Consider the following 17,318-nt stretch of genomic DNA (forward strand, 5'->3'; position numbering starts at 1 on the left):
GCTCCCGACAGAGGCGTATGTCGGGAGCGGCCATCTATTTTTCCGCAGTGGCCGCCAGAAGCTCGATCGGCGCCCGCCGGGCAATGAGACGGCGCCGGCCGGCCTGGTCGAAACGCACCTCGATGACCGGATCGGCGGGATTGCCCTCCACCGTAGCCACATCGCCCTCCCCGAACACGGCATGGCGCAGCCGTTGGCCAGGGTAGAACTCACTCTTGCCGTGGTAGCTCGGCCGCCCTTCGTTGACGCTATTCGTTTCATTTCCGCGCAGAGGCTCGACGGCGATATCATCAAGGCCCAATTGCGCCAGGTAGCGTTTCGTCAGGCTCGGTACCGCCACCTGCAACGATGCATTGTGCCGGCTATCATCGGTCAATACCGAAGCGACACGCATGCCGTCCTGCCAATTACTTTCTCCGATGAAACGGCTGGGGCGATGTTCGCCCCCATCATGCAGCAGCATCAGTCGCTCCCGCGCTCGGGTGATTGCCACGTAGAACAGCCGGCGCTCCTCCTCGAGACGCTCTTCACTCAGCGGGTTTTCACGACTGTAATGGGGAAAATCCTCTTCATTTACGCCAACCACGGCCACAAGCGGCCATTCCAGGCCCTTGGCCCCATGTACGGTGGTGATCAGAACGCCATCGGCATGGTTTTCCACAGGGCGTTCGAGCAGCTCGATAAAGGCATCGGCATCCTGAACCTCCTGGGCCTGTTCGATAAGCACGTCGAGCAGACGGACATCCTCCTCGCCCTTGTCGCGCCTGGCGGCGGCTCGCTTGAGAATCTTCTCGGCATCGATGGCGTCCACGACATGCGACAGCAGCTTGGCCGGGGGCCACGCCGCCAAGCGCGGAAGCTCGCACAGCAGTATCCAGCGCTTCTTGAGGTTACGCCGTTGCTGCGGTTTCAATTCGGTCAGCACCGGGTCGTGCCGCTCGGGCCAGCTCTGGGTTCGTGCCAGTTGGTTGGCCAGCTGGATCAACCGCTCTCGCGCCACGAAGGGCGTCGGCTGGGAGAGCAGCAGCAGCAAGTGAGCCGGGTCCTGCAGCAAGGCCGGGCGGCGCGACAGTTTCAGATAGCCCGCCAGCGCCTGCACCAGCGGCAGGCGAAAGACGAAACGATCGTCACGGGAGAGACGAAAGGGAAAACCCGCCTGGAGCAGCGCCAGCTGTACGGGAACCGATAGCGCCCAGCTTCGCACCAGAAGACACGTTTCGCTCAGCGCCCTTCCCTCTGAGCGCCACGCTGACAAGGCATCCAGCAACTGGCGGCTACCCTGGCCCACGGTAATCTGCGTGACGGGATTCGAGGCGGCAGCAAGGCATATCTGATCGGGACGACGCCGGTTGGCGGCAATCGCGTGGTTGGCGGTGAGCGCCAATGCATGTCCATGGCGAAACGTGGTCGAAAGCGGGTAATCGGTCGCGCTGCCGAAGGTCGCGGTAAAGTTTTCCAGCATGGTATCGGGGTGAGCGCCCCGCCACTCGTAAATGCACTGATTGGCATCGCCCACGGCCATTACAGCCGCCTGCCGCCCCGCCAGCACGGCCAGCAAGCGCTGCTGGGCGGCATTGATATCCTGGTATTCATCCACGATTACGTGATCGAGAAATCCTTGGACCCTGGCGCTCAGCTCGGCATTTGCCTCAAGCGCCAGTAGGGGCCGATATAATAGGTCGGCATAGGTCATTACCCCTTCCTGGGCCAGAAGGCGCTCGGCTTCCTCGAAGGCGGCGGGAAAATAATCGGTATCGGCGTCGAAATCCAGGCGGGCGTAAAGCTCTCCAGGCTCGGCGACTTCCGCTTTTACCAGCCCGCAGAAGTGAGCCAAGGCTTCCAGGCGATCGCCGTCCAGGGCGGCGTCGCGTCGCTCGCGCGCATTACCCAATACATTGAGTGATGCCTGGCGTACCAGGCGCTCCACTTGCCAATCGGCGGAGAGCAGCTGGCGAGACGTCAAGACCCCCCAGCGGCAGAGACTCTGGCTAAGCCGGTGACCCAGGGAGTGAAACGTGCGTACATCGGGCAGTTCTTGGCCCGGTTCGGCCATCTCGCCCAGCCGCCGCTGAAAGTCCTCCCGGGCGGCGCGGTTGAACATCAACACCAGTATCCGCTTGGGAGCGACCCCCTGTTCCAACAAGTGCAGCACACGTGCCGCCATCGTGGTGGTCTTGCCCGCCCCCGCCACCGCAGCCACACGAGCGTGGCCACCGGTATGACTGACAACCGCGTGTTGTTCCGGGGTAAGTTTCACGGCGCCTCGTCCGGAGTATCTTCTTTGTCAATACTCCCCAGCGGCTGCCAGACGCCATCGCTCTCAACGCCCAACTCGCTTGCGCCGCAGGCCAGCGGCCGCACGCTGGCCGCCTCGACCAGCTGATAATAGACGTTGCGATTGAGGCGAGCAGCCAAACCAAAGCGGACCGGCACCTGTGGCACCTGCTCGCCGCTCGGCGTCTGGGTCACGCTGAGGCAGTGCTCACGTCCCAGGCGAACGCTATCGCCCAGTTGGGTGGTCAACCACCAGGCTCCGTCGCGATAATCCGCTTCGACGATGATCAGCGGCAAGTCCTCTACCTGGATACGCCAGCGCTCCACCGGTGTCACCAGGCAGTAGCCTTCCGGATCACGCCGCAGCAGGCTGGCGAGCATGCGCACCAGGCGGGGCCGGGAAAACGGTACGCCCTCGTGCAGCCAGCGCCCGTCGGCGGTGATGCACACATCCATATCACCGGTCAGGGCCGGCTGCCACTGATCAAGCGGCGGAATGCTATCAGCGGCGTCCAGCTGGCCGAGCAATCTGTCGAAATTCATGCCACCCCCTCCTTCATCCAGCGCCCCTGGTCCTTCTCGACGCATTGCGCTACGCTCAATACCCCGCCCTGATGCGACTATAGCAGGCCGGCACGGGAAAGCGTCTCGCGGTCCTGCGACGACGCCGCCGGCGCCGCCTGGCGAAACAGACGATAGAAATTGGCGCTGGTCTGCATCGCGATCTCGTCGACGCTGACTCCCCTCTGGGCGGCAATGCATTCCGCCACTTCGACTACCCAGGCGGGCTCATTGGGCTTGCCTCGGTGAGGCACCGGAGCCAGGTAGGGGCTGTCGGTCTCGATCAGTAGCCGATCCAGCGGCAGCGCCGCCGCCAGTTCGCGTAGGGCAGCCGCGCTGTGAAAGGTCACGATACCCGACAAGGAAATATAGAATCCCAGGCGCACGGCTTCGCGGGCCATGGCGATATCTTCGGTAAAACAGTGCAATACGCCCCCTACCCTGGGATCGCTGTATTCCCTGAGCAGCGCCAGGGTATCGTCCTTGGCTTCCCGGGTATGCACGATCACCGGGAGCTCCAGCTCGCGTGCGGCAATCAGGTGGCGCCTGAAGCGCTCGTGCTGAACATCGTGGGGAACGCTGTCGTAATGATAATCCAGCCCGGTCTCACCGATGGCGATGGCGCCAACACTCTCCGCCGCTTCCTTGATCACTTCGACGGTAGGCTCTTCCACGACCTGATGCAGGGGATGCACACCGGCGGAAATGTCCACGTCCGTATGCTCGCGGGCAATCTGCGCCAGCTTGGGCAACTCATCGAGGGTGACGGCAATCGCCAGGAAGTGATTGACTCGCCTGGCACGGGCGGCATCGAGAGTGGCGTTCAGGTTTCCGCCGTGAGTTTTTTCCGATAAGCGATCGAGATGACAGTGAGAATCGACAAACATGCAGGGCTCGTACAGGAGAGTAATGGAGAATGGCAGAACAAAGGTAAACAATAGCTGCCTGGCGGAAAGTGACGGCCGGCGCTAGAGCGTATACGTAGGAGCCGCCTTGTCCAGTTGACCGGCCAGCAGTGTTTCGATGCGATCCCGAACCGTATGGTCCTGGGCGCTGAAGTGCAGGCCGATACCCGCCATTCGCCGGCCCGTCACGCCCTCTGGAGTGACCCAGATAACGTGGCCGGAAACCGGCATGCGCTCGGTTTCGCCAGGCAGTGTCAGCAGCAGAAAAACTTCCTGCTCGAGTGTGTAGTAGCCACGGGTGGGGACGAAGATCCCCCCTCGATCCAGAAACGGCATATACGCCGAAAGCAGCGTAGGCACGTCTTCGATAGTCAAGGACAAGGCTTTGCGGGCAGTCATTGCAACCTCCAGGGGCGACAGTCGATCAGGAGCGTAATAAGGTTGACCAACGCACCAACCAGGCTTCCAGGACCAGCTGTGGGTTGGGATTCGCCCCGGCGCTCAACAGGCGACGCTGTTCACGGGCATAATCCAGCAGGCGGAACCAGTCCTGCACCCGGGCATTTTTCACCGCTTGCCGATACAGCGGCAGCAGGTCGGGATTGTGAAGCGTTGTCGAATTGCCCGAAAGCCCCAGCCGAATCAGATCCTCCAGCCAAGCAATACCGTACCACAGGATGTCATCTATCGCCTGCCGATCCAGGCGGGATGCCTCGGCCGCCGGCTCGGCGCCGCGCACCAGCTGCTCGAAGCTGTCGTGAAGCTGATGGCGCAGAGCTCTCGCCTCCGGTGCCGCCAGCTCCACGGCAAGCAAGGGCAAACCGTTGGAGACCTGCCACCAGAAATGGGCCTCTTCCCTTCCTCCCAGCTGTTCTTCCAGCCAGCCTTGGCAGGCAGGGAATTCCACCGGCGGCAAGCGCCACTGCTGGCACCGCGAGCGGATGGTCGGCAGCAGCCGCGAAGGTACATCGGCCATGAGCACGAAAAGCGTATCGCCTCCCGGCTCCTCCAGGCTTTTCAATAACGCATTCGAGGCGGCGACGTTCATGGCCTCGGCTGGGGAGATCACGATCACGCGATACCCACCCTGCTGCGCCGTCTGCGCCACGAAGCGGTTCACCTCCCGGATAGGATCGATACGAATTTGTCGCTTGCCCTCTTCGGGGGCAATACGCAACAAGTCCGGATGATAGCCGGCTGCCAGCATGCTGCAGCTGTGGCAACGCCCGCAGGCTTGATGCCTCGGCGATGCACATAGCATACGTGCCACTAGGGCATCGGCTAGTTGCTGCTTGCCCACGCCATGAGCACCGCTGAAAAGCAGCGCATGGGGCAAGCGTCCGCTGCGTGCCAGACCGACCAGTTGCTGCCAGGTGTCTGCCAACCAGGGGGGTACCGAAGTCAACTCCATGCCGCCACCCGTGCTTCCAGTACCTGAGCCAGCTGCGATTGAACCTCTTGCAACGACCCTTCGGCATCGATCAAGGCAAAACGCTCGGGCTCGGCCCGGGCGCGTTCCACATAGGCCCGGCGCACACTATCGAAGAACGCCGTATGCTCGCGTTCGAACCGGTCTCGTTGTTCGTTATGGCTGTCCAGGCGCCGTTGCAGACGCCGACGTGCGGCCTCGGGTGACATATCCAGAAGCAGGGTCAGATCGGGAGCCAACCCCTGCTGCACGAAGCTTTCCAAAATCGCAATGCGCTCGGCCGGCAGCCCACGACCTCCCCCCTGGTAGGCATAAGTAGCGTCGGTGAAGCGATCGCATACCACCCACGCTCCCCGGGCCAGGGCGGGACGCACCTTGAGAGCGAGATGCTGAGCGCGGGCGGCAAACATCAGCAGCAGTTCGGCATCGCTATCCAGCGGCTCGCCTGGCTCGGGATCGAGCAGCAACTGGCGAATGGCTTCGGCTCGTGGCGTTCCACCTGGCTCGCGAGTCTGCACGACCTCGCAACCGCGTGCCTCCAGCCAGGCCACCACCCAGGCCAGATTGGTGGATTTACCCACACCTTCGCTACCTTCCAGGGTGATAAAACGCCCACGCTGATGCATCGAGTTTCCCAATGGCAAAGAGTTAACGGTTTCGAATATACCGGTTGACCGCATTGTTGTGTTCCCGCAGCGTACGCGAGAAATGGTGAGAGCCATCTCCGCGGGCGACGAAATACAGCGTGTCTCCCGGCAGCGGATTGACGGCGGCTTCCAGCGCCGCCCGGCCCGGCAGCGCAATGGGCGTGGGCGGCAGGCCATCGATCACGTAAGTATTGTATTCGCTGGCTTCGCGTAGATCGGCGCGGGTGATATTACCGACATACCGTTCGCCCATGCCATAGATGACCGTGGGATCGGTCTGCAAACGCATGCCCTGCTCCATGCGCCGCTTGAATACGCCAGCGATCTCCCTGCGCTCTTCTGGGGCCCCGGTTTCACGTTCGATCAGCGAAGCCATGATCAAGGCCTCATAAGCGGTATCGATCGTCAGATCATCGTCACGCTCTGCCCAGACTTCCTCGAGCATAGATTCCATGCGCGACAGGGCCTGACGCAGGAGATCCACGTCGCTCATGCCCTTGTGATAACGATAGGTATCGGGAAAGAACCACCCCTCCGGATGCTGGCCTTCGCGGTCCAGCAGAGTCATGATCTCGTCATCGCCCATCTCGGCGGTACGATTCTCCAGCTTCGGCGCGTCATCGAGCAATTCGCGCATCTGGCGAAACGTCCATCCTTCGGGAATGGTCAGCGGATAAGTGACGACATCGTTACTTCCCAGCAGCGCCAGCAGGTCACGCCCGCTCATTCCCGGTTCGAGCTGGTACTCTCCCGTGCGCAGCTGCGGAATGGATTCCGGCTCCAGTCGGGCCAACACCTGATACGCCCATCGATCCGTCAAGACTCCTTGTGCCTCGAGCTCCGCCACGACACGATTGAAGCCGGCCCCTCGCGGCACTTCATAGCGCATGGGCTCATCCAGAGCGAGAGGCGCTTCCAGGCGACTCTGCCAATAACGATGTCCCGCCAAGCCGGCTGCGACAGCTGCGATTGCCAGAATTGCCACTACGGTCAGTAACCGTTTCACATTTCACCTCGATTGGTAGTACGCCTGCCAGGAACTCAAACGTCAGTGGCAATCACGGGATAGCCCAGCAGCTGATGGGCGGCAGTTTGCAGTTCACGATTTCGCTGTGCCGACGGCCAGCGGCGGCAAGGCACGTTATCGGCGTCAAGGAGTTCGGCAACGGGCCATAAACCCTGAATGGAATTGCCCAGCCATAGCGAGTCCACTCCGCCGATGTCAGCCACATCCAGGGGAGCGATACTCACCCGGTTATCCGCCAGCAACGCTTCTCGCAAGGTTCCCGCCACGCCACAGGTATCCAGCTCGGAGGTAAAGAAGCTGCCGTTGCGCTCCCAGAACAGATTCATGCTGGTGGCTTCGATCATCTGGCCATTCTGGTCGGCCATCAGCCCCTCATCGATATCGACTCGATCCCACTCGCCTCGAGCCAGGACGTTTTCCAGCCGATTGAGATGCTTGATTCCAGCTAGCCGTGGCTGACGACCCAGACGAAGATGACATACACGAACCCGAACACCCTCGCGCCAACGCTGCGGCGAGGTAGAAAAGGGGGTCCAGTGACTCAACAACCGGGGTTGTGCAATGGCGGGACGAGCGTAGCCTCGCCCTCCACTGCCTCGCGTCACGACAAGCTTGAGCACGGCTAACTCGCCTTGCACCTCTTCAAGCGTGGCGTCCAACGATTCCCGAGAAGGCTCCGCCATGTCCAGAACCTGGCAGCCCCGACGTAACCGCTGCATATGGTATTCCCACAGCAACGGTTCTCCATAGCGCACCAGCACGGTCTCGAAGAGACCGTCACCATAGGCCAGGCCGCGATCATCGAATGGCACCTGGGGCAAGCTCATTGCCGACTAGATACGCTTGAACAGTAGCGAACCGTTGGTGCCGCCGAAGCCGAAGGAGTTGGAAAGTGCCACATCGATTTTCATCTCCCGCGCCTGGTTAGGCACGTAATCGAGATTGCAGCCTTCCTGCGGGTTATCCAGGTTGATGGTGGGAGGTGCCACCTGGTCGCGGATAGCCAGTACGCTAAAGATCGCCTCCACGGCTCCCGCCGCTCCCAGCAGATGACCGATCATCGATTTGGTCGAGCTTACCGCAACGCTCTTGGCCGCCTCACCCATCACCTTTTCGATGGCTCGGCTTTCTGCAAGATCTCCCGCAGCGGTAGATGTCCCGTGGGCATTGATATAGTCCACCTGAGCGGGATCGATCTGCCCATCGCGGATCGCATTGCGCATGGAAAGTGCTGCACCGCGACCGTCCTCGGGTGGCGCCGTCATGTGGTAGGCATCGTCGCTCATGCCAAAACCAACCAACTCGGCGTAGATGGTGGCTCCACGCGCCTTGGCGTGCTCGTAATCCTCGAGCACCATGACGCCGGCACCATCCGACAGCACGAACCCATCCCGGTCCCGATCCCACGGACGGCTGGCCGCCTGCGGATCGTCGTTGCGCGTGGAAAGCGCTCGCGCTGCCGAGAACCCGCCCAGCCCCAAGGGAGTGGTCGCCATTTCCGCCCCGCCGCATATCATTACATCGGCGTCGCCGTAGGCTATCGTGCGCGCGCTGTAGCCAATATTGTGGGTACCCGTGGTGCAAGCGGTGGTGATCGCAATGTTAGGGCCGCGAAATCCATACTGGATCGCCAGATTGCCGGATATCATGTTGATGATGGAGCCCGGCACGAAGAAGGGCGAAATGCGCCGCGCGCCACCCTTCTGCAAGGCATTATGATTATGCTCGATCATCGGCAGGCCGCCGATGCCGGAACCAATTGCCACGCCGATGCGGTCAGCGTTCTCTTCGCTGCACTCGATACCCGAGTCGGCAATCGCCTGAGCGCCCGCTGCGATACCGTACTGGATGAACAAGTCCATCTTGCGGGCATCCTTGGGATTCAGGTAAGGACTGATATCGAAGTCCTTGACGGACCCACCAAAGCGAGTGTTGAACCCACTGGTATCGAAATGTTCGAGAGGCGCTATTCCGCTCTGGCCCGCGACGATGTTCGACCACGATTCATCGACGGTGTTACCGACTGGGGTCACCAGGCCTAACCCGGTTACCACTACCCTGTTTCGCGCCATCAGCTTTCCTCCAGGCATCCTAGGTGACACGACTCCCGCGAGTCGCTGCTGGCCACATTATAACGGACAAATGGCCTAAGGTTCAGGGTGGCAGCAATGACTTGCTGGCGCCACGGTTTAAAGTCCGCAAGGAGCCGAACGCAGAAAGCCGTCCTGGGACAGGACGGCTTTCAAGCGGTGAGCCCTCGGGCTCACCTCGGTTCGGCGGCATCGCCGTCGCCCTTACTGGTGGGCGTTTACGTAGTCGATTGCTTCTTGAACCGTTGTGATCTTTTCCGCTTCTTCGTCGGGGATCTCGGTATCGAACTCTTCTTCCAATGCCATCACCAGCTCGACGGTATCGAGAGAATCCGCACCCAGATCTTCGGTAAAGGAAGAACTGTTCTGGATGTCCTCTTCCTTGACGTTCAGGCGCTCAGCCACAACTTTCTTTACGCGCTCTTCGATAGTACTCATTGACGTACTCCAGTCGTTCACATTAGCCGTTCAAATGACCAGCCATTTGGAAACCGCAAGCCAAAAGCTGCGGGGTAGTTTATAGACGCCCTCGGGTCGACGCAACCGCCTACCGCAAGGCCATCAACGCATATTCATCCCGCCATTGACGTGCAGGGTTTCTCCCGTCACGTACCCGGCCGTTTCTCCCGTCAGAAAGCCCACCGCCGCCGCGATCTCCTCCGGCGCGCCCAGGCGGGCCAGCGGAATCTGCTTGAGCAGCATCTCGTGTTGGGCTTCCGGCAGTGCCTCCGTCATGTCAGTGGCAATGAAGCCAGGCGCGACCGAGTTGACCGTGATGGCTCGCGAGGCCACTTCACGAGCCAAGGCCCGGGTAAAACCTTCCATACCCGCCTTGGCCGCAGCATAGTTGGTTTGGCCGAGATTGCCCATAGTCGCCACGACGGAGCTGATCGAGACAATACGACCAAAACGCGCCTTCGTCATGCCGCGTAGACAAGCCTTGCTTACACGATAGACGGATTTGAGATTGGTATCGATCACCGAGTCCCACTCATCCTCTTTCATCCGCATGAGCAGGTTGTCCCGGGTAATACCGGCATTATTGACCAGAATGGTAGGGGCGCCAAACTCCTCGTTGATCGATTTGATCAACGCATCGACGCTGGCCTGGTCGGTCACGTTCAGGCAGCGCCCGGCTCCCGCGATTCCATGAGCCTTCAGGTCCTCATCGATCTTTTGCGCCCCCGCCTCGCTGGTAGCGGTACCGATGACGATTCGGTCCTGTCGCCCTAGCTCATGAGCCACGGCACGGCCAATCCCCCGGCTGGCGCCAGTCACTAGCGCAACCCTGCGTTCCTGTGTCATAAACTTCCGCCTTCGTCGGTGTAAACAAGCATGAATAAGCGCAAATCCGCTTGCCTCATGCTTCTCCGGTCAACGTTTCACGCGCCAGCTCGAGCGCTGCTTCGAGGCTATCCGGATCATTCACGGCAAGCCCCTTGCTTCCTCGTACGATACGCTTGTTGAGCCCGGTAAGAACTTTGCCCGGACCGCATTCGATGAAAACCTGGGCGCCATTGTCCGCCATTGCTTCGACACACGAGGTCCAGCGTACCGGCTGGTAGAGCTGCTCGATCAACCGAGTGCGCAAGGTTTCCACGTCGGCATGCGCCTGGGCGTCAACATTCTGAAAAACGGTATACCGCGGAGGGCGCAGCTCTATTTGTGCCATCGCCTCGGCAAGCTGCTCCGCTGCCGGCCGCATCAAGGCACAGTGCGAAGGCACCGATACCGGCAACGACATGGCTCGTTTGGCTCCTGCCTCCTGGCAGGCAACGATGGCCCGCTCCACCGCCGCCTTCGAGCCGGCGATCACCACTTGTCCCGGTGCATTGTAGTTCACCGCCGACACCACGTCGCCGTGCGCCGCCTCGGCGCAAGCCTCTTCCACCGCCGTGCTTTCCAGCCCCAGAATAGCCGCCATGCCGCCCTCGCCAAGGGGAACGGCCTGCTGCATCGCTTCACCGCGTAGCCTGACCAGCTTGATGCCTTCGGCAAAGCTCATCACCCCAGCGCTGACCATGGCACTGTATTCCCCCAGGCTATGCCCAGCCATTGCCCCCGGACGCGGCCCTTCCAATTCCTGCCAGACTCGCCACACCGCCACACTGGAGGCCAACAGAGCCGGCTGGGTACACGCCGTGGCGTTAAGTGCGTCTTCCGGGCCTTCCTGAACCACCTGCCACAGGTCGTACCCCAACGCATCCGAAGCTTCCTCGAAGGTGGTTCCCACCACACTGTAGCGCTCGGCCAGCTCCCGCAGCATTCCTAGCTGCTGAGAGCCCTGCCCGGGAAAGATGAGGGCAAGGGGTTGAGACATGTCGATCACCTTTGCTTTTGTTGGCGATAAAAGGCGAGGCATCCAGCACTCCTGCTAGATACCTGGTGCCGCCCAGTAAAATTTCCTGTTCTCGCTCTTGTCATGCTAGGTAGTTCTGAAACGTAGCTCTGAACGTAGCTCCGACAGATAGCTCTGAAGCCCTGAGTTTTGACTGAACAGTTCTGACGGAACAGGCGTTGCCATCCACTCTCGTCATACTGGATGCCAACACCATGCTTCTTTATTCGCCACCATTATTCCTACTGTAGTAGGCAAGCCACTTTCGCAACCACTTCTGATCACGTCGACAGATTGACATGAACTGCAAGGCGCTCTTCCAGGTGTTTCGGCAAGTTCCGATCGATTTCCTGGACGGCGCGCTTGATGGCGTAATGGAAGCCATCCGAGCCGGTCCCACCATGGCTTTTCACCACGATTCCTTTAAGGCCCAATAGGCTGGCGCCATTAAAACGCACCGGATCCAGCTCATTCTTGAGTCGGCGCAACGACGGTCGCGCCAATAAGCCTAACAGCCGACCGCTCCAACGCGCCGCGAATGTTGCCTGTACGCGCTCAACCAGCATTTCCGCCAAACCTTCGCTGGCCTTGAGCACTGCATTGCCCACGAAGCCGTCGCACACCACGACATCCACATGACCGAGAAAAAGATCTCCGCCTTCGGCATAACCGCAATATTCGAAAGCTCCTCGACTCGGATACGCGCGCAACATGGCATCCGCCTCGCGTACACGCTGGCTGCCCTTGATCGCTTCCACGCCGACGTTCATAAGTGCCACACGAGGAAGCTCGACGGCATCCACATGGCGCGCCATGACGGCGCCCATCAAGGCGAAATCCACCAATCGTGATGCTGGCGTATCGACATTCGCCCCGAGATCGAGCAGATAACAGCTCCTCTCTCCGCGTGTCGGTATCGCCGTACTGATCGCCGGGCGCGCGATACCGCTAACGGTGCCGATCGTACGACGCGACAATGCCACCAATGCAGCGGTATTGCCGGCACTGACCCCGGCATCCACCTCGCCACGCGCTACACTTGCCAGCATCAATGCCATGCTGGAGCAGCCGCCGTGGCGCAATGCCGTTGCCGCCGTGGCATGCTGGTCGATGACATCCGGCGCTTCACATAGCACCAAACGTGACGCTGCCGCAGCCAAGGGCTGCGGCAAGCGCGCAAGTTCAGCTGTCAACTGCTGATGTTGACCGAACAGCCAGAGTTCCAGTCCCGGTTGCTCCAGGATGGCGCGAGCCGCTCCTGATACCGTTGCCTGGGGGCCAGCATCTCCCCCCATAGCATCAACGGCAATACGCACTCAGAGACTCTATAGCTGCGATTCAGCAGAAAAACTTAGACTTCAACGACCTTGCGGCCGCGATAGAAGCCATCCGCGGCCACGTGGTGGCGCAGGTGAGTGGTACCGGTTTCCGGATCAACGGACAGTGTCGGTGCGCTCAGCGCATCGTGGCTACGACGCATGCCGCGCTTGGAACGGGTTTTACGGTTCTTTTGAACTGCCATGGGTAATCACTCCAAGGTGTATAGCGTAGTGAAACGTTACTTCTTGCCCTTCAAGGCATTAAGTATCGCGAAAGGATTTTCGGCAGGCGCTTCGGACGCCTCGCCCTCTGCTTTGCTGACCAACTGCTCCGCCGAGACCTGACAATCAGCCTCATCGTGGTAGACAACCTGGGGCAAACTGAGGATGAGCTCATCCTCGATTACCGTCAGCAAGTCCAGCTGTTCGTTTTCCACCAGTACCGGCTCGTGTCCGGCCGGCAGCTCGGCGGCAAGCGAGTCGCTAGTGACCATTCCCAGAAGGAAGTCACTTTCGACCTCTTGCGCCAGAGGCGCCAGGCAACGGCGACAGGGCAAGGCCAGCATCGCCTTGAGATGTCCGCGTATTTCGCGACGGCCCTGGGCATCGACACCAAACTCAAGCTCGACATGACAGTCGCCTGTCTGGGTGCCGACTTCTTCGGCCAAACGGGGCAGCTTATCCAGCGCCACCAGGCCTTCCAGTCGTTCGCGGCGGGCTGCAAGCTTGTAGGGCTCAACCCGGCTGGGGAGATGTGAGGTCAACATAGGCGCGCAATGATAGGCACTCGCCCTGCCGCTGTCAAAGCTGTAATCCGAAAACTTGCACTCTTGCGCCTCTATCGGGGACGAAAACGCCATCCGCCTGCCTGGAATCGTTTTCTCGGCACCCTATTTCTGCTTTCACTGCCATTTTATACCCGACATCATGACCTTTTTGTGATGCCTTTTTTGTGACGACTTTTCGATTAACGTCAGTGCAACCTTGAACGGAGCTTCTTTTGACTGATCCCGCTTCCACTTCGTCCAATCACGATAACCAGAACCATCCGGGGCTAGTTCTCGCCTCCAGTTCGCCATGGCGGCGCGCCCTGCTCGACCGTCTGATGCTTCCCTATAGCTGGCATAGTCCGGAAATAGATGAAACACCACGCCTCGGCGAGTCGCCCCATGTCCTGGTTCATCGACTGGCCCTGGCCAAGGCCCACGCCGTTGCACCGCTTTACCCGGAGCATGTGATTATCGGCTCCGACCAGGTGGCGGTATTCGATGGTGACATCTTGGGCAAGCCAGGCAATGAAGCACACGCTCGTGAGCAGTTGAAACGCTTTTCGGGCCAGCGAGTCACGTTTCTCACCAGTTTGGCGCTACTGGATACACGCCGCTCATCGCATCAGGTAAGGGTGGAAACCTTCGATGTGGTATTTCGCCGGCTCGACGCTGCCGAGATCATGCATTATGTCGCCAAGGAACAGCCGCTGGATAGCGCCGGCAGCTTTCGCATGGAAGGCCTGGGGATCGCCCTGTTCGAACGGCTCGAGGGTGATGACCCCAATACCTTGATAGGCCTTCCCTTGATTGCCCTGTGTGCCATGTTGCGCCAGGCGGGAATTGACCCGCTTGACGCATAGCCCGATCTGCTCAGAACACGATCAGGGCAGCTGGTAACGTAGCGGCGAATCCGTATGCTGAATACCCAATACCTGCGCGGCGGTACGGGTAAAGCGACGCGTCAGCCGCTCGAAGGGGTCCAGGCTTGGCGTGTAGTCCTCCAGCCTCGGCTCCTCCAGGTAGTGTCTGGCCACCTGCTCCAGGCTCCCCAGCGAGTCTATCAACCCCAACTCCAATGCCTGCTCGCCGCTCCAGATCAAACCGGAGAAGAGCTCCTCGGATTCGTCCAGACGCTCTCCCCGCCCCGCCTGGACATCATCGATGAACTGCTGATGAGTGTCGGTCAGCACTTGCTGCCAGAAGTCTCGTTCGTCTTCGCCTAGCGGCTGGAACGGATCCAGGAAAGCCTTGTGCTCGCCCGCCGTCATCACGCGGCGCTCGATTCCCAGCTCGTCGATCGCTTCCTCGAAGCCGAAGCCGGCATAGATCACGCCGATCGACCCCACCAGGCTCGCCGGTGAGGCGATGATCTCGTCGGCAGCGGAAGCAATGTAGTAAGCGCCACTGGCGCCGATGTCCTCGACCACCGCCAGGATGGGTTTGTCGCCCAGGGCGCGCAAACGCATGATTTCCGTATGGACACGCTGGGATTGCACCGGGCTTCCGCCGGGGCTGTCGATATGCAGCACCACCGCCGCGGCGGTTTCGGAACTCCAGGCACGCCGCAACCCTTCGATCAAGCGTTCGGCGCTGGCCGGGGCTTCCCGAGCGATAACGCCATGCACCTCCACCACGGCCAGGTGCGGGCCGGGAACCGCCGAACCGGCGGCCCCCGGCCCGAACAGGCTATACAAGCTGGCCGACAGCGAGGCCAGAATCAGGGCGGCCAACAAAAAGCGAAAGAACAACTTCCAGCGCCGGCTGCGCCGTTGCTCCGCCAACACGCCACCGATCCAGTGATCCATCATCTCCATCTGGGCCAGACGCTGACGTTCGCGCAAGGTTTCGGCATCATCGTCGGGATAGCCCGCCTTTCCCGATGACGTCGAGCGCCCGCTTGCCGGGCTTACCTGAGGGCCATGGGTCCAGCGATACGAGGAGGGTGCGGTACGCTCGGTACGCGAGTCGGGTGTGTCATCGCGTGGGGTTTCATCGCTCATGAAGGCATCCTGAAATATGTATCGAATGGGCTGGGTTAACTAGACCGAAGCGTTATGCAGCCAATCGAACAGCTGCGCGGCATCCTCCGCCACGAAAACCGGCTGACTGGCGTTGAGCCGGGCCGGGGCATGCACTCCGTAGGTCACGGCCACTCGATCCATGCCCAGTGCTCGCGCCATCTCCAGGTCATACTCCGTATCGCCGACCATCACGGCACGCTCCGCCGGTATCGACAATTCTTCCAACAGCTCATGCAGCATGCGCGGGTCGGGTTTCGAGCAGGTTTCATCCGCCGTTCGGCTGGCATGAAACCAGGAACTACTCCCGGTCTCGGCGAAAATGCGATCCAGCCCGCGTCGACTCTTCCCGGTGGCCACCGCCAGGCGCTGCTCTTTCCGCGTGCGCAGTCGAGCAATACCCTCCGCGACGCCGTCGAATAGCGTCATCGGTGTCAGGTCCGCTTCGACAAAGTGGTGGGCATAGCGCTGGCGCAGACGTTCCGCCTGAATAGGGCCGATACCGGGACACAGTTGCTCGATCGCCTCGGGCAGTCCCAGGCCGATGATGTCCTGAACGGCAGCATCCTCCAGATTCCCCCACTCCACCTCAAGGGCGGCAGCCTGCATGCTCGAGACAATCCGCGACACCGAATCCATCAAGGTGCCATCCCAGTCGAAAATGATCAGCTCGTAACGCATGCCGTTTCCTTTATTGATCATGGCGGCTATTGACCATGACGGCCCCGGGCGGCGCCCAGTACCGTCTCCAATGCCTCGGGCAGCGGCGCCTTCACGGTAACCGGGCGGCCGTTGGTCGGCTCGGGAAAAGTCAGGGCGCGGGCATGGAGAAAGAGACGATCGACACCCAATCGAGTGGAGACGCGCTGGCTCTCCCGCGTACCGTACTTGTCATCGCCCAGCAGCGCATGGCCCGCATGCGCTGCGTGCACCCGAATCTGGTGGGTACGCCCGGTCACGGGTTCCGCCTCGATCAAGGTGGCGTTCTCGAAAGTCTCCACCACATTGAAGTGGGTCCGCGACACCTTGCCTTGTGGGTCGACTCTGACGCGACGCTCGCCATTGCCCGCATCGTAGCGGTCCAGCCGAGCGCTGACATAGGTCTTGCGTGTCGGCCAGCGCCCCTCCACCAGGGCCAGATAGCGCTTGTCCATGGCGTGTTTCTTCAACGCTTCGTTGAGGGTCAGCAGTGCTTCACGCGATTTGGCCAGCAACAGGCAGCCCGAGGTATCGCGATCCAGGCGATGCACCAGCTCCAGGAACGTCAAGTCGTCGCGCACTTGCCGCAAGGCTTCGATCAGACCGATCTTCACGCCGCTGCCGCCATGCACCGCCAGCCCGGAAGGCTTGTTGATCACCATCCAGTCAGGCCCCTCCATGATCACGCTACCTACCAGCAGATCGCGCAGGTTGTCGCTGACTTCCTTGACGGCTTCCTTCGGCGCCAGTCGCAACGGGGGAACACGCACCAGATCGCCCGCCTGCAAGCGATAATCGACCTTGATACGCTTCTTGTTGACGCGCACTTCGCCCTTGCGCACGATGCGGTAGATCAATGCTCGCGGCGCGCCTTTCAAACGTGTGATGAGAAAATTATCGATGCGCTGCCCCGCTTGCTCCGGCGCGATTTCCACCCACTGCACTTCACGCCCTTCGGCCATGCCGAGCACTCCTGCTTAACGCTGAAAACGGCATTCTAGCGTAGTGCCCGGCTGAATGCGTCAATTGCTGGTGCCAAGGTTTACTGTTATATTCCAAACCGCTCTCACGCCAAGATACCGCCACTTTCCATACACACGGTCGTATGCTTGGAACAAGCGCCTGCACGTCCAACACGCAGGCCGAGCATCAGATTGGATAGCAAGTCGATTTATTGCTGTCACAAGCTTGCACGAAATGCAGCATACCTGCCGCTTGCAAGAATGCAGCCGGCAGGTCGA

The 17,318-nt window shown here is 60.7% G+C and carries 19 protein-coding genes; 1 reads left to right on the forward strand and 18 read right to left on the reverse strand.

Features of this window, described 5'->3' with window-relative positions; translation table 11 throughout:
* Positions 1-34: 34 nt before the first annotated feature.
* The 15 genes from R5M92_RS06555 to R5M92_RS06625 all read right to left on the reverse strand — a co-directional run bounded on the left by R5M92_RS06555 (position 35) and on the right by R5M92_RS06625 (position 13,357).
* Entirely contained in the window at positions 35-2,257 is a 2,223-nt protein-coding gene (locus tag R5M92_RS06555; RefSeq protein WP_346798772.1) for an ATP-dependent helicase, read from the reverse strand.
* Positions 2,254-2,817, reverse strand: coding sequence for a DUF1285 domain-containing protein (locus tag R5M92_RS06560; protein WP_346798773.1), 564 nt, complete (start codon positions 2,815-2,817; stop codon positions 2,254-2,256). Before R5M92_RS06560 ends, R5M92_RS06555 begins: the two co-directional genes overlap by 4 nt.
* A 77-nt stretch (positions 2,818-2,894) precedes the next feature.
* Positions 2,895-3,722 (reverse strand): TatD family hydrolase, encoded by an 828-nt coding sequence (locus tag R5M92_RS06565; protein WP_346798775.1) that lies wholly within the window; start codon positions 3,720-3,722, stop codon positions 2,895-2,897.
* An 81-nt stretch (positions 3,723-3,803) separates the two neighbouring features.
* Positions 3,804-4,139, reverse strand: a complete 336-nt coding sequence (locus tag R5M92_RS06570) for a PilZ domain-containing protein (RefSeq protein ID WP_346798777.1) — start codon at positions 4,137-4,139, stop codon at positions 3,804-3,806.
* Positions 4,140-4,164: 25 nt separating this feature from the next.
* On the reverse strand, positions 4,165-5,151 hold the full coding sequence (locus tag R5M92_RS06575; RefSeq protein WP_346798779.1) for a DNA polymerase III subunit delta': 987 nt from the start codon (positions 5,149-5,151) through the stop codon (positions 4,165-4,167).
* Positions 5,142-5,795, reverse strand: coding sequence for a dTMP kinase (gene tmk / locus R5M92_RS06580; RefSeq protein ID WP_346798781.1), 654 nt, complete (start codon positions 5,793-5,795; stop codon positions 5,142-5,144). The genes R5M92_RS06575 and tmk overlap by 10 nt, the downstream gene beginning before the upstream one ends.
* Before the next feature lie 22 nt (positions 5,796-5,817).
* Positions 5,818-6,822, reverse strand: coding sequence for an endolytic transglycosylase MltG (gene mltG / locus R5M92_RS06585; protein WP_346798783.1), 1,005 nt, complete (start codon positions 6,820-6,822; stop codon positions 5,818-5,820).
* Between the two features lie 35 nt (positions 6,823-6,857).
* Entirely contained in the window at positions 6,858-7,670 is an 813-nt protein-coding gene (gene pabC, locus R5M92_RS06590) for an aminodeoxychorismate lyase (protein ID WP_346798785.1), read from the reverse strand.
* 6 nt (positions 7,671-7,676) lie between these two features.
* Positions 7,677-8,915: a beta-ketoacyl-ACP synthase II gene (gene fabF / locus R5M92_RS06595; RefSeq protein ID WP_346798786.1), complete on the reverse strand. Its 1,239-nt coding sequence runs from the start codon at positions 8,913-8,915 to the stop codon at positions 7,677-7,679.
* Between the two features lie 222 nt (positions 8,916-9,137).
* Positions 9,138-9,371: an acyl carrier protein gene (gene acpP, locus R5M92_RS06600; protein ID WP_008956801.1), complete on the reverse strand. Its 234-nt coding sequence runs from the start codon at positions 9,369-9,371 to the stop codon at positions 9,138-9,140.
* A gap of 123 nt (positions 9,372-9,494) precedes the next feature.
* Complete coding sequence (gene fabG / locus R5M92_RS06605; RefSeq protein ID WP_346798788.1) at positions 9,495-10,238, reverse strand: 3-oxoacyl-ACP reductase FabG; 744 nt, start codon at positions 10,236-10,238, stop codon at positions 9,495-9,497.
* Positions 10,239-10,293: 55 nt separating this feature from the next.
* Positions 10,294-11,253 (reverse strand): ACP S-malonyltransferase, encoded by a 960-nt coding sequence (gene fabD, locus R5M92_RS06610; RefSeq protein ID WP_346798790.1) that lies wholly within the window; start codon positions 11,251-11,253, stop codon positions 10,294-10,296.
* Between the two features lie 299 nt (positions 11,254-11,552).
* A complete protein-coding gene (plsX, locus tag R5M92_RS06615; protein WP_346798792.1) occupies positions 11,553-12,587 on the reverse strand; it encodes a phosphate acyltransferase PlsX in 1,035 nt (344 codons plus the stop codon).
* A 35-nt stretch (positions 12,588-12,622) separates the two neighbouring features.
* Complete coding sequence (rpmF, locus tag R5M92_RS06620) at positions 12,623-12,793, reverse strand: 50S ribosomal protein L32 (RefSeq protein ID WP_346798794.1); 171 nt, start codon at positions 12,791-12,793, stop codon at positions 12,623-12,625.
* Positions 12,794-12,829: 36 nt separating this feature from the next.
* Positions 12,830-13,357, reverse strand: a complete 528-nt coding sequence (locus tag R5M92_RS06625) for a YceD family protein (RefSeq protein WP_346798796.1) — start codon at positions 13,355-13,357, stop codon at positions 12,830-12,832.
* 338 nt (positions 13,358-13,695) lie between these two features.
* Here R5M92_RS06625 and R5M92_RS06630 point away from each other — a divergent pair, with 338 nt between their 5' ends.
* Positions 13,696-14,220 (forward strand): Maf family protein, encoded by a 525-nt coding sequence (locus R5M92_RS06630; RefSeq protein WP_417339132.1) that lies wholly within the window; start codon positions 13,696-13,698, stop codon positions 14,218-14,220.
* 21 nt (positions 14,221-14,241) lie between these two features.
* Here the strand turns inward: R5M92_RS06630 and sppA are convergent, their stop codons facing one another.
* From sppA to R5M92_RS06645, 3 genes are read right to left on the reverse strand one after another with little or no spacing between them, the layout of a single operon-like run.
* Positions 14,242-15,360 carry a signal peptide peptidase SppA gene (gene sppA, locus R5M92_RS06635; protein ID WP_346798798.1) on the reverse strand — a complete coding sequence of 373 codons (1,119 nt, stop codon included), beginning with the start codon at positions 15,358-15,360 and terminating at the stop codon, positions 14,242-14,244.
* A 39-nt stretch (positions 15,361-15,399) separates the two neighbouring features.
* Positions 15,400-16,059 (reverse strand): HAD-IA family hydrolase, encoded by a 660-nt coding sequence (locus R5M92_RS06640; RefSeq protein WP_346798799.1) that lies wholly within the window; start codon positions 16,057-16,059, stop codon positions 15,400-15,402.
* Between the two features lie 26 nt (positions 16,060-16,085).
* Positions 16,086-17,039: an RluA family pseudouridine synthase gene (locus tag R5M92_RS06645; protein ID WP_346798801.1), complete on the reverse strand. Its 954-nt coding sequence runs from the start codon at positions 17,037-17,039 to the stop codon at positions 16,086-16,088.
* Positions 17,040-17,318: the final 279 nt, after the last annotated feature.

The organism is Halomonas sp. Bachu 37, from assembly GCF_039691755.1.
Taxonomy (GTDB): domain Bacteria; phylum Pseudomonadota; class Gammaproteobacteria; order Pseudomonadales; family Halomonadaceae; genus Vreelandella; species Vreelandella kashgarensis.